The 12,586-nt window shown below is 29.6% G+C and carries 16 protein-coding genes; 9 read left to right on the top strand and 7 right to left on the bottom strand.

Annotated elements, in window-relative coordinates:
• Positions 1-80: 80 nt before the first annotated feature.
• From H574_RS0100200 to H574_RS0100190, 3 genes are read right to left on the bottom strand one after another with little or no spacing between them, the layout of a single operon-like run.
• Complete coding sequence (locus tag H574_RS0100200; RefSeq protein WP_027878597.1) at positions 81-422, bottom strand: 2TM domain-containing protein; 342 nt, start codon at positions 420-422, stop codon at positions 81-83.
• 22 nt (positions 423-444) lie between these two features.
• The gene (locus H574_RS0100195; RefSeq protein WP_027878596.1) at positions 445-1,803 is read right to left on the bottom strand and encodes a histidine kinase; all 1,359 of its coding nucleotides are present in this window, start codon (positions 1,801-1,803) and stop codon (positions 445-447) included.
• 1 nt (position 1,804) lies between these two features.
• Positions 1,805-1,984 (bottom strand): hypothetical protein, encoded by a 180-nt coding sequence (locus H574_RS0100190; RefSeq protein ID WP_027878595.1) that lies wholly within the window; start codon positions 1,982-1,984, stop codon positions 1,805-1,807.
• A 173-nt stretch (positions 1,985-2,157) separates the two neighbouring features.
• Here H574_RS0100190 and H574_RS0100185 point away from each other — a divergent pair, with 173 nt between their 5' ends.
• Together H574_RS0100185 and H574_RS0100180 are read left to right on the top strand one after the other, a co-directional pair.
• A complete protein-coding gene (locus H574_RS0100185) occupies positions 2,158-2,652 on the top strand; it encodes an RNA polymerase sigma factor (protein ID WP_027878594.1) in 495 nt (164 codons plus the stop codon).
• Positions 2,653-2,655: 3 nt separating this feature from the next.
• The gene (locus H574_RS0100180; protein WP_027878593.1) at positions 2,656-3,288 is read left to right on the top strand and encodes a hypothetical protein; all 633 of its coding nucleotides are present in this window, start codon (positions 2,656-2,658) and stop codon (positions 3,286-3,288) included.
• 29 nt (positions 3,289-3,317) lie between these two features.
• On the opposite strand, the gene H574_RS0100175 is transcribed toward H574_RS0100180, so the two are convergent.
• Positions 3,318-4,124 (bottom strand): lysophospholipid acyltransferase family protein, encoded by an 807-nt coding sequence (locus tag H574_RS0100175; RefSeq protein WP_027878592.1) that lies wholly within the window; start codon positions 4,122-4,124, stop codon positions 3,318-3,320.
• Positions 4,125-4,171: 47 nt separating this feature from the next.
• Positions 4,172-4,813, bottom strand: coding sequence for an NUDIX hydrolase (locus H574_RS0100170; protein WP_027878591.1), 642 nt, complete (start codon positions 4,811-4,813; stop codon positions 4,172-4,174).
• Positions 4,814-4,820: 7 nt separating this feature from the next.
• Here H574_RS0100170 and H574_RS0100165 point away from each other — a divergent pair, with 7 nt between their 5' ends.
• Entirely contained in the window at positions 4,821-5,528 is a 708-nt protein-coding gene (locus H574_RS0100165; RefSeq protein ID WP_027878590.1) for a peptidylprolyl isomerase, read from the top strand.
• Positions 5,529-5,537: 9 nt separating this feature from the next.
• Here the strand turns inward: H574_RS0100165 and H574_RS0100160 are convergent, their stop codons facing one another.
• Both H574_RS0100160 and H574_RS0100155 read right to left on the bottom strand, forming a co-directional pair.
• A complete protein-coding gene (locus H574_RS0100160) occupies positions 5,538-6,140 on the bottom strand; it encodes a trimeric intracellular cation channel family protein (RefSeq protein WP_027878589.1) in 603 nt (200 codons plus the stop codon).
• A 102-nt stretch (positions 6,141-6,242) separates the two neighbouring features.
• Positions 6,243-6,989, bottom strand: a complete 747-nt coding sequence (locus tag H574_RS0100155) for an RDD family protein (protein ID WP_027878588.1) — start codon at positions 6,987-6,989, stop codon at positions 6,243-6,245.
• Between the two features lie 79 nt (positions 6,990-7,068).
• Between H574_RS0100155 and H574_RS0100150 the strand changes: the two genes are divergently transcribed.
• Genes H574_RS0100150 through H574_RS0100125 form a run of 6 tightly spaced genes read left to right on the top strand, consistent with a single transcriptional unit; the run spans position 7,069 to position 12,581 of the window.
• Entirely contained in the window at positions 7,069-8,052 is a 984-nt protein-coding gene (locus H574_RS0100150; RefSeq protein ID WP_027878587.1) for a stage II sporulation protein M, read from the top strand.
• A complete protein-coding gene (locus H574_RS0100145; RefSeq protein ID WP_027878586.1) occupies positions 8,033-8,974 on the top strand; it encodes a hypothetical protein in 942 nt (313 codons plus the stop codon). The genes H574_RS0100150 and H574_RS0100145 overlap by 20 nt, the downstream gene beginning before the upstream one ends.
• On the top strand, positions 8,967-9,737 hold the full coding sequence (locus H574_RS14315; RefSeq protein WP_051169799.1) for a DUF4129 domain-containing protein: 771 nt from the start codon (positions 8,967-8,969) through the stop codon (positions 9,735-9,737). The genes H574_RS0100145 and H574_RS14315 overlap by 8 nt, the downstream gene beginning before the upstream one ends.
• Entirely contained in the window at positions 9,734-10,930 is a 1,197-nt protein-coding gene (locus tag H574_RS0100135; RefSeq protein WP_027878585.1) for a DUF4350 domain-containing protein, read from the top strand. The genes H574_RS14315 and H574_RS0100135 overlap by 4 nt, the downstream gene beginning before the upstream one ends.
• Before the next feature lie 3 nt (positions 10,931-10,933).
• Complete coding sequence (locus H574_RS0100130; RefSeq protein WP_081653155.1) at positions 10,934-12,028, top strand: AAA family ATPase; 1,095 nt, start codon at positions 10,934-10,936, stop codon at positions 12,026-12,028.
• A 13-nt stretch (positions 12,029-12,041) separates the two neighbouring features.
• Positions 12,042-12,581, top strand: coding sequence for a hypothetical protein (locus tag H574_RS0100125; protein ID WP_027878583.1), 540 nt, complete (start codon positions 12,042-12,044; stop codon positions 12,579-12,581).
• The last annotated feature ends 5 nt before the right edge of the window (positions 12,582-12,586 follow it).

Below are 12,586 nucleotides of genomic sequence, written 5' to 3'. Positions count from 1 at the left end.
TTGGCAACAGAAGTAATAAACTGCTTACTGCTTACTGCTTACTGCTTACTGCTTACTGCTTACTGCTTACTGAAAACTAACTATTCCCACATAGACTCTTCTTTATCCATAAACTCTTTAATTTTTCTTTGTTCCCAATCTTTTCCAAAAAATACTCTAGGTCCAAAAACTCCTAGGAAATGAAAAAATAAACCTATTCCCCAAAATAATGGTGTTGATAACGTACCAAAATGCCATAAGGATCCGCCATTTAATACAATTGCTAAAATAATAAATATGTTTACTACGATGTATACCGCTAAATGCCAATAAAATCCTACTATTTTCTTTACTTTTTCTTTAGCTCTTTGGTAGGCTTCTTCTTTTAAAAATTCTTTTCTAGAAAAATTATCTTCGTAAGGTTGTATATCTGTATTTCTCATGATTTTTAATGTTATTTTGTTATTAATTCCAACGTTTTTCTTGTTCTTCTTCTCTCATAAATTGGTCTATTTTTCTTTGTTCCCAGCTGCGTCCAAATTTGCCATTATTTACAAATACTCTAAAGGCTTGTGCTGTTAGTCCAAATCCCCAACCTATCATAGGAAACCAAAACCATTGAATTGTAAATGGTGTAAATTTGTACCAAATAAAGTATAAACTTGGTATAACAATACAGTAAGCTGCTAGGCTAAAATAAAACCCTTTTAGTTCTTCTACGTGTTGTCTTGCTCGTGCATAACTGTCAAGCATTTTTGATTGTGATAATTGTTGTTGTCTCATAACTGATACTTGTTTTGTAAGCATTGGTAATGCAACTGCAAAACTGTTTGCTTCTTGATTGATGATTACTTTTTTATTTGTTAATAATTGGTAGCGTTGTCTAATGTTTGCTAATCCAACACCACTACTCTTTTTTAATATTTTTTTGGGTTGTAGATTATTTTTTACAACTAAATTTCCGTTGCTTTCAAATATTTTAATGTGTAAGGGTTTACTACTTGTTACTACATTATGCTTTACTGCATTTTCTAATAATAGCTGTAGTGATAGTGGCACTACCTTACTTTCTGGGTTTTGTGCTTGTTCTGGTATTTCAAAAATTATACTGTCTTCAAATCTGTTTTTTAATAAAGACATGTAGGTTTTTGCAAACTTTAACTCTTCGTCTACTGTCACTAATTCTTTATTTTTCTGCTCTAAAACATATCTATATACTTTTGATAAACTGGTTGTAAATTGCTGTGCTTTGTCTGGGTTTTCTTCAATTAAACTGGTTAATACATTTAAGCTGTTAAATAAAAAATGTGGATCTAATTGGTTTTTTAAGGCATCAAACTTAGCACTTGCTGTTCCTGCAATTACTTTTTGCTCTTTTACCTTAGTTTCTTGTTTAGATTTTATATAGTAAACCGTATAAAATATAGCTGTTATGACTACAGATATAGTTAAAGACATCCAATAAAAAACTACTTTCTCATTTTGTAAAAACGATGTAGCATCTTGGTTATACCCGTAAACTATTATTAAAAATCTAAGTATAAAAATGGTTGCTAATGATATAAATACTGAAGACAATAAAGCAACTAAAAGACGATTAAGTTTAAATAAGTCTTGCTTATACTTATTCATCATGTACGTTACAAAATAGGCGTTGGTTAAGTATAATGACACTGCAAATAATTGATTATAAAAAAAATCTAAAGCTAAATCTTGGTTAAAATCTAATGTGTTACCATTAGCCAATATAAATATGCCTCTAATTAAAAAGACTAGAACACCAATTGAAAAGGCTTTAGCGGTTTCTTTTAAAAATTTAATCATCCTATTTTTTGTTAGTTTCTAAAGTTAATAAGCACTTATTTTTGCTATACAAATTAGTGTCTTGATATGGATTAAAGGTAGTAAAAATAGGTGTTTTATCTGCTTTTGCTACTGAAGGTTTGTCTAGACCTTTTACTTGTCCTGTTACAGCCATTACAATTATTAATACGAGTTTAAACATGGTTTGTGTTTTAATTACAAGGCAAATATCTATCAAGAGTTTAGGTTTTTAAAAATTGAAATACCGAACTGTTATTTTTTTATGACGAATTGTAGCTACGCAAAAAATAATTCTAATTTTGTGTAACATCTTCTTTATTTAAGCTACAAATAAGTACAACTAACTAAAAGATATTGGATAAACCATCAGAACATAATTTTGTAGAATTACTAGAAAAGCATCAAAATATTGTGCACAAAGTCTGTAGACTTTACACTAATAATTATGATGCACACAACGACTTATTTCAGGAGATTACCATACAACTATGGAAAGCCTTCCCGAAGTTTAGAGGTGATAGTAAATTTACAACTTGGATGTATAGAGTTGGTTTAAATACAGCAATTACATTGTATCGTAAATCTAAACGTCGTATAAAAACGCAAGAATTTGATGCTATACAATTTAAAATTAGTGCAGAAGAATATGACAGCACAGAAGAAGAACAATTAAAATTAATGTATCAAGCTGTACACCAATTAAATGACATTGAAAAAGCTCTAGTATTTTTATATCTAGAGGATAAAGATTACCGAGAAATTAGTGAGACCTTAGGAATTAGCGAAGTTAATGCCAGAGTGAAAATGAATAGAGTGAAAAAAAAGCTAAAAACCATTTTAAATCCGTAAAACATGGATGAATTAGAATTATTAAAGAAAGATTGGCAAAAAAACAATAACACTTTTGAAAAAAAATCAAGTAGTGATTTATATGCCATGTTACATAAAAAGTCGTCAAGTCTTGTAAAAAAACTATTTTACATAAGCATTGCTGAGTTAATTTTCTTGATTAGTGTTAATGTATTACCTTTTGTTTTTTCAAAAAGTTACAGACAGCATTTTAATAAAGTATATAATGATAGCCTTCTTAATCAAAGTATTGAAGTTCTATCATACGTTGTAATAATTCTTTTTGTTATTTTACTCTTTAGATCTTATAAATCTATTACAGTCGTTGATGACACAAAAAAATTAATGAAAAGTATTTTAAGAACAAGAAAAATAGTAAAATACTATGTTTTATATAATCTAACTTTCATTGTTATTTTAGTCCCTTACTTTATGTATAAAGCCATCAAAACAAACTCTAGTGAGATAGATTTAGAACATTTGACAAACTTTCAAATTTTAAAACTTATTGGAGGTATTTTTCTTTTTACGCTCTTATTTGCTGGTGTTGTTTGGTTTATCTATAATCTAATCTATGGTATTATCCTTAGACGATTAAATAGAAATTATAAAGAACTAAAGAAAATGGAAGTTTAATCAACATTGAATAATAAATGCTATATATATTATTCATTTAAAAATTCACGTTGCTTATTAAGCTCTTCTTGAGCAAGTAATTCTTTCTCTGGGATTACTTTTAAAAATGAAGGATGTTGCTCTATAGCGTATTCTATTTTTTCAACAATATCTTGGATACTTTCGTTTTCGTAATCAATTTTTAAAGGTTCTTTAATTTCAAAAGTTTGATAGACGTTTTTCTTTTTAATTCTTAGTCCTTTTTTGTCAAAACTTCTTCTAAAACCATCAATTACAATAGGTACAACCACAGGTTTGTAGTGTTTTATAATATGAGCTGTTCCTTTTCTAATAGGCTTAAAAGGTGTTGTAGTACCTTGCGGAAATGTAACAACCCAACCATCATCTAAAGCACGTTTTATTGCAGAAATATCACTCATTTTTACTTGACGATTAACGTCTTTTCCTTGACTACGCCAAGTACGCTCTATACTTATAGATCCTGTATAAGCAAAAATCTTTGGTATTAAACCAGATTTCATGGTCTCTTTTGCTGCCACATAATACATGTTTAGCTTAGGATTCCATAAATATCCTACATTCTTAATATTATCTTGTCTGTTTGATAATGCAGCATTAAATACATGAAACATAGCAATAACGTCTGCAAAATAGGTTTGATGATTTGATATAAATAAAACGTTTGTGTCTGGTAATTGTCTTATAATTTCAGAACCTTCAATTTGTAACTCATTAAAGCCTCTATAGCGTCTGTGTGTTAAAAGACCTAAGATTCTGATTAACCATTTTTTTACAAAAAGTATATGTCCGAAAGGATTTTTTTTAAGTAATCCCATATTGTGTTTAAGTTTTAAGGAGCTACAAATATAACAAATCAAAACACTTATAAAACCTGTTTTAATAAGTCTTTAACTTCGCTAAGCATCATTGCTGTTGCGCCCCAAACCAAATAATTACTTAAATTAAAGGCAGGCACCTCAACATCAACACCATAACTGGTTTTTACTGTTTTTTGGGTTAAATTACTATCACTTAACAAATCTTTTAAGTAAACTTCTATTAAATCTTCTACTTCTGTTTCTTGTTTGACAAATTTTGGAGTTTGCTCTGCAATACCTAAATAAGGCTGAACTACAAAGTTACTTGGCGGAATATAAACTTGCGTCATTTCTTTGTAAACCTTAATATAATCTGGTTTTACACCTACTTCTTCGTGAGTTTCTCTTAAAGCGGTTTGCATTAAATTTTGGTCAGAATGTTCTACTTTTCCACCAGGAAAACCAACTTGTGCCGAGTGTACACCTTTGTAAGTTTTTCTTAAAATTAAAATAAGTTTAGTTTGTAACTCTAAATCTGGATAAAACAATGCCATTACTGCACTTTGCCTAGCATGTTTCATCTTATCTTTTTGCTGTTCTAAAAGTGCTTCACGATAAGGTGGAGCCATTTTAAACTGAGATGTTTCGGCTGGTAGTGGTATATTTTTTATTTTTGACAATGCTATGGTAAAATCCTTAAAATTCATTTTAAAAATGCGCCTATTTCTTTTTTTTAGTCTTTGTCTTATTTTATTTAATTGTGAAGATAAGCAATCTAAGACTAAAACTAACTATAACAACGCCAAACAAGCTGCAGACACTGTAAAAACAGATACTAAAACGGTTAAAAAAGATTCGATTAAGAAAAAGGAATATCCTTATTTAACTGAAGAAAATGTTATGGACTTTTTCTTAGAATATGAAAAAGAAAACTTAGAGAATAAAGTACGCATTAAAACAAGCATGGGAGATATTGATATTTTATTGTTTGACGAAACCAAGTTTCATCGTGCTAACTTTATTTATTTAGCAAAAATTGGAGCTTTTGATAATACTCAGTTTCATCGTGTAGTTAAAAACTTTATTATTCAAGGAGGAAACACAGATGATATTAGAGTAGCCAGAAAACGTCATAAAATAGGTCATTACTTATTACCTACAGATACTAAACGTGGTTTTACACATCATCGAGGTGTAATTTCTATGCCAAGTAGTGATATTGAAAACCCTCATAAATTAGCATCGCCTTATGAGTTTTTTATTACGCAGCAAGACGCCTTTCATCTAGATGGCGATTACACTATTTTTGGAAAAGTTGTTAAAGGAATGGATGTTGTTGATAAAATAAACGCTGTAAAAACAGACGAGTCTGATTGGCCTTTTGTTAATGTATATATTAAAACTGTTGAAGTTTTAGAATAAACAATGATACTAATCTTTGTAAAGACTTGGTAAGCTTACCTTAAATCTTACAGCTATTAACCTTACTATAATTACTACTAGACCAGAAATAACAAATACAAAGTTTGTAACTACGGGTAACTGGCTTATAGCAAAATAAGTAATACCGCCTAATATACATGCGGTTGCGTAGATTTCTTTTCTAAAAATCACTGGTATTTCGTTACATAGAATATCTCTAATTACTCCACCAAAACAAGCACTCATCGTACCCAAAAAAACACAAATTATTGGATGCAAATCTGCCGAAATTCCTTTTTCAATTCCAATTACAGTATATAAACCAATACCAATTGTATCAAATAAAAACAATGATTTACGCAAGTAATCAATCTTATGTCTAAAAAGTACGGCAAATACTGTAGATCCAAAAATAAAGTAGGCATAACTCATATCTTTCATCCAACTTACTGGTGTTTCGCCAATCAAAACATCTCTTAATGTTCCGCCACCAACTGCTGTTACAAACGCAATAATTAAAATACCAAATGCGTCCATACGTTTGTTGAGTGCTACAAGTACACCAGAAATTGCAAAAGCAATAGTTCCTAAAATATCTATGATGTAAAACATTGGATTGAAATTGTTTTTAAAATTTAATAGTAAGGGATACTTCGACTGCGCTCAGCATAAGCGATTCACACACTTTTTTTTATAAAAAAAGTGGTTCTCTGCTTACATGTTTTGTGTGTAGTAATTATAATCTTTTATAACTGTGGAAATAAATTCCATATCATTACTTTCAACTTGGTGTCTAATTTCCATTACCTCAATTACTTTAACTCTTAACTTAATTAATGTAGCGTAGTCTTTAGATTTTTTAGCAGCCAAATATGTCTCTTTGATAATACGTACATCATTATCTGACAACTTTATTACTGATGGATAAGTTGGTGTGTAATCTTCTTTAAGTTCTTCTAAAATGGTATGACTAATATTGACTTTATTTTTTAAAGCTATAACACCTGTTCCTGCTGTCATATCTCCTATTCTTTGGTTTTTATTACTAGTAACTACTGCTATTAACCCTATTATACCAGAAAACAAATTTAAATCTACTATTCTAAAAAACCATCTTACAATAAAATCTGGAAAAGAAGCTTGATAGCCATCTATTTTAACTACTTTAATTTTTATTATTCGTTTTCCTGGTGTTTGTCCATCTAAAAGCGATTCAAAAATTAAAGAATAAAATATAGCAGGTAAATAAAAAAACACTACAACTGCACCTACAGACCATTGGTCCATATCTTTAGCCCAATCTTCAAAATTAAAAGCTTTAAACATTAATTGATAAACAACAATAACATAAGCTATTTTTATAATCCAATCTATAAGATATGCGAGCAAACGTTCGCCAACACTAGCTGCGACAAAATTTATATTTACGTTTTGGGTGGTATTTATTGATATATTGACCATAAGCTAAGGTCAAATGTAAGCATTTTTTTAACGCATAAAAGTGGTTTTAATATAAAAAATATGTAGATTTGGTTGCTTTATGAGAGAAGTCGCTTTTATCAAAACCAACAAAGAAAAATGGCTAGAATTTGAACAAGCTATTTTTGGAAAACAACTAAAAAACCCTGACGAATTAGCCTCACTTTACACACAATTGGTTAATGACTTGTCATATGCACAAACGTATTACCCAAAAAGTAAAACAGTTTTATATCTTAATAATTTAGCAGCAAAAGCGTTCCAGAAAATCTATAAAACTAAGCGACAAGACACTAATAGATTTGTATATTTTTGGAAGACTGAAGTCCCATTAATAATGTATGAATACAGACGTTACGTGGCTTACGCTTTTTTAGTTTTTTTAAGTTTTGTAGCTATTGGTGCTTTATCTGCAGAGTTTGATGATGCTTTTATTAGACTTGTTCTTGGTGATCATTACGTAAATTTAACCTTAGAAAATATTGAAAAAGGAGATCCTGTTGCTATTTACAAAAGTGGTAGTAATTGGGGAAGCGCTTTTGGTATTACATTAAACAACCTCTATGTTGGTATAACCTCTTTTGTCTTTGGTATTTTTGGAGGTTTAGGCACAGGTTATATTTTAATGGAAAATGGCATTATGCTAGGTTCTTTTCAATATATGTTTGTAAAAGAAGATGTATTTTGGGAAAGCGTTAGAGGTATCTGGATACATGGCGCTATGGAGATTTTTGCAATTGTTATAGAAGGTGCTGCTGGTTTTATTTTAGGCGCTAGTATTTTGTTTCCTAAAACTTTCTCTAGGATGAAATCTTTTAAAAGAGGTGTAAAAGTTGGAGTTAAAATTTTAATAAGCACATTTCCTTTTACTATTGCTGCTGGATTTTTAGAAGGTTATGTTACTAGATATTCTAACATAATGCCAAATTGGTTATCTATTGGTATCATTCTTACAACGCTAAGCATAATTTCATTTTACTATTTAATATATCCGTTTATTGTTAACCGTAAAGCAAAACTAAACTATGAAACTATATCAAAATAGAGACTTTAACTCGTTTTTTCAAGACACATTTACTTTTTTTAAAGAACACGGTAAACACTTCTTTACTTTCTTTTTTACTGTTAGTGGTGCACTTATTATTCTATTAGCTATTGTAAGTTATTATGTAACTAAAACTTATACAGAGTCTTTTATGTATAGTTTTTCTACTTCTGGTAACCCATCTGCGTCAATAGACCAATTTGCTAATGAAAACTTTGGTGTTTTTGTGCTTACCATTATAGGTGTTGTGATTTTATCTATATTATTTTGGATAATTGTGTATGCCTTCACTCCTATTTACTTTAAACTTTTTGAAAAACATAATGGTCCCAATTTTGGCATGAAAGAAATTAAAGATAGCTACAAAGCCAATGCTGGTAAACTTATCATGTTTGTAATTTTAGGCTTTATTTTAGCTATACCTTTGGCTATTATCTTTGGTATAGTTGGTTTTATACTAGCAATAACTATTGTTGGTATACTTGCGCTACCGTTTTTAATAGGTATCTTTAGTAGTCTTTACCATATGACACTTTTAGAGCAATTAGACAATAAACGTAATTTTTGGGATAGCTTTGGTTATGCATGGCAATTAATTAGAAGTAAATTTTGGCATGCTGTAGGTTGCATTGGTATTTTTTACTTAATGGCTTACGTTGTACAGATGGGTGTTGGGCTAATTCAGGGGATTGTACAAGGTGTACAAAGTATAACTGTTATACAAGAACCTGTAACTATAGATGAGATGCCTGTTGGTAGTTTAATTTTAGCGATAGTTATTTCTGTAATTGCATTTATTATTAGTACAACTTTACAAACCATTATACAAGTTAACCAAAGTATTGTGTATTACGGTTTAAAAGAAACTAGCGAAAATGTAAACACTAAAAGTGTTATTGACGAAATAGGATCTGGTGAGTAAATTACTTAAACTACATATTATCCTTTTTTTATTAGCTTTTGGTACTGCTAATGCGCTTCAAAAACACTCGCAAGAAGTTTATGAAGACTATAAGTATTTAGAAGCAATAGATTCTGTAGCAACAGATCATGCAAACGTCCTACCAAAACAATTTGATAACTTATCTGAAAAATATACCGGAGATGATTTTATTTACCAACGCATCAAAGCTAGTTCTGGTTGGTGGACACGATTTAAAAAAGCGGTTTCAGATTTTCTAAAAAGTCTATTTAATATTCAAAACGCTGGTCAAGCTTCTAGAGCAACAGACATAGCTTTAAAAATTGCAGGCGTAATTATTTTCTTGTTAGTTATCTATTTTATCTTTAAAGCTATTGTTAACAAAGAAGGTACATGGGTTTTTGGCAAATCTTCAGATAAAAAAATTATTCCTGTAACAGACCTAGAAAACAACATTCATCAAACAAATTTTAAAGCTTTAATTAGTGAAGCCGAAAGTAATAACAATTACAGACTTGCCATTAGATATTACTATTTGTGGCTTTTAAAAGGCTTATCAGAAAAAGAAATTATAGACTACGATCCAGAAAAAACAAACAGCGACTATCAATACGAAATAAAAACACCAGAAATCTCAGAACAATTTGCCTATACATCTTACCTATATAATTACATTTGGTATGGCGAGTTTAATGTAGATCAAACTCAATTTGACAAAGCAAAACGTGCTTTTACTAACTTTTTAAACTCAGTAAAAGCATGAACAGAACTATAAAAATTTATGTAGGATTACTAATCCTTTTTTTAGGCTTAATTGCTTTTATCGAGCTTACTAAAGAACGACCTATAAATTGGAAACCAACTTATAATGAAAGACATAAAATACCTTTTGGAACTTATATTTTTCATGAAGAATTAGAAAACGTTTTTTCTGATAAAGAATTTACAGACGTAAGAAAAACACCTTACGAGTTTTTTGACGAGTATTACAATTGGGAAGAAGATGAATACACCACAACAGGTAATTTTATACACGTTGCTCAATACTCAGAAATGGACGATATTTCTGCACAAGAACTTTTAGATTTTGTATCCTACGGTAATACAGTTTTAATGTCTAGCAATTACTTTCCTAAACGATTAAAAGACTCTTTAGGATTTAATACAACTAATGAATATGACTTAAAAGGTAATAGCTATTTTACATTAACCAATCCAAGGTTTAAAACAGATAGTATTACAATAGACAGAGGTATTAACAACTTTCATTTTTCAAAACTTGACAAAAATCTTACAACGGTTTTAGGACATCAAACCTTTGACAGTATTGCGTTTCCTAACTTTATAAAAGTAAAACATTATGATGGTCAGTTTTTACTTCATCTACAACCTATAGCCTTCACAAATTATAGTTTATTAAAGAAAAATAATAAAAAATATACCGAAGCTGTTTTAGGATATCTGCCAAATGATAATATTTATTACAACTCATTAAATAAGGCTAACACCAACGTTAGCGGTTCTAAACTTAGGTTTATATTAAGTCAAGATGCACTACGTTATGCTTGGTATTTAGGATTAATTAGTTTGCTTTTGTTCTTAATTTTTAACGCAAAACGAAGACAACGCATTGTTAAAGAAATTAAACCTCACGAAAATACTACCGTAGCATTTACAAAAACCATTGGTAATTTATATTACGAAACTAAAGACCATAATAATTTAGTTGAAAAGAAAATAACTTACTTTTTAGAATATTTAAGACGTGTTTACTTTTTAGATACTCAAGTTTTAGATGAACGTTTTACTAAGCTACTGATCCAGAAATCAGGAAAAGATAAAGAACAAATACAACAGTTAGTTAAATCTATAGTACATTTAAAAGCAAAACCACAATGTACAGAAGCAGATTTAATCCATTTAAATAAGCAAATAGAAGATTTTTACACCGCATAAATTATGGAAGAATTTAATAACGAAGACAAAAAAAATCACATTCCGTCAGATGCTGAAAACACAGAAAATCCAGCACCAACAAATGATGTTATTTCAGATAATGTTAAGCCAGACACAACAGACGATAATGTAAACTTTACAAACCGTATTGACTTAACCGAACTGCAACAAGGTGTTGCACAAATAAAGTCAGAAATTAGTAAAGTAATTGTTGGTCAAAAAGGAATGATTGATATGCTAATTGCAGCTATTTTAGCCAACGGTCATGCATTAATAGAAGGTGTTCCTGGTGTTGCAAAAACAATATCGGCACGTTTATTAGCCAAATCTTTAGCAATAGATTTTAGTCGTATTCAATTTACGCCCGATTTAATGCCTAGTGATATTTTAGGAACTTCAGTTTTTGACATGAAAAAATCTGAATTTGAGTTTAAAAAAGGTCCTATTTTTTCTAACATGGTTTTAATTGACGAGATTAACCGTGCACCAGCAAAAACTCAAGCTGCGTTGTTTGAAGTAATGGAAGAACGCCAAATAACTATAGACGGTAATAAATATCAAATGAGTTTACCTTTTATTGTTTTAGCTACTCAAAACCCTGTAGAGCAAGAAGGAACATATCGTTTACCAGAAGCACAATTAGACCGTTTTCTTTTCAAAATAGATATTGATTACCCTAATTTAGAAGAAGAAATAGAAATCTTAAATCGCGAGCACGACTTAAAAGGAAATAAAAAAATTAATCAAATCACGACTTATTTAAGTCAAGAAAAAATTAAAGAATTTCAAGGTTTAGTCAATCAGATTATTATCGAAAGTCATTTAATAAAATACATCGCAGATATCATAGTAAACACACGTAATAATCCATTTTTATATTTAGGTGCATCACCAAGAGCATCTATAGCTATTCTAAAATCTAGTAAAGCTTTTGCTGCAATGAATGGACGCGACTTTGTAACTCCAGAAGACATTAAACAAGCAGCAATACCAGTGTTACAACATCGTGTTATTGTAACGCCAGAACGCGAAATGGAAGGTGTAACAAGCAAACAAATTATAAAGCAAATTATAGAAGCTGTAGAAATACCAAGGTAAAACAATTAATCTAATGCTATTAAACTCTGATCATTGTAAACTTTGCGATAATAAAATTGTAGATTTCTCAAGAGGTACTTTATGTGCTTTAACTAACGAAAGACCTACTTTTAGTAAAACATGTCCTTCAATAGTTTTAAATAAGGAAACCGAAAAACAAATTATTGATATTAATATTGAATTTGAATCTACTCAGAAAGAAAAAACCAATCAAGTAGGTTTAGGAATAGTTAATATGAGTATTGGTATAGGAATAATTATTTTATCTATGATAATAACAAAATTTATATTTGATAAAGGATTTATTTCTACAATAACACTTATTTTATTTGGTGTTGCTCTTGTTCCTATTGGCAAAGGTATTGGTACACTAAATCATTACTTTACAAGAGTAAAAATTGCAAAAGAAAAGAAACAAAAATTAGATAAAACCTTAGCATTTTATAATAAATCTTACAATATAAATATTGAACATTTAAAAGATAGCCTAGGTAATGTAGATCATAAAGTACAATTACAAATTTTAAATCAACCGATTAATTTTAAAGGATAATTTAA

It is taken from the genome of Mesoflavibacter zeaxanthinifaciens DSM 18436, from assembly GCF_000422365.1.
GTDB classification, from domain to species: Bacteria; Bacteroidota; Bacteroidia; order Flavobacteriales; family Flavobacteriaceae; genus Mesoflavibacter; species Mesoflavibacter zeaxanthinifaciens.
The sequence above is the reverse complement of the archived record's forward strand: the minus strand, read 5'-3'. Positions and strand labels throughout refer to the sequence as shown.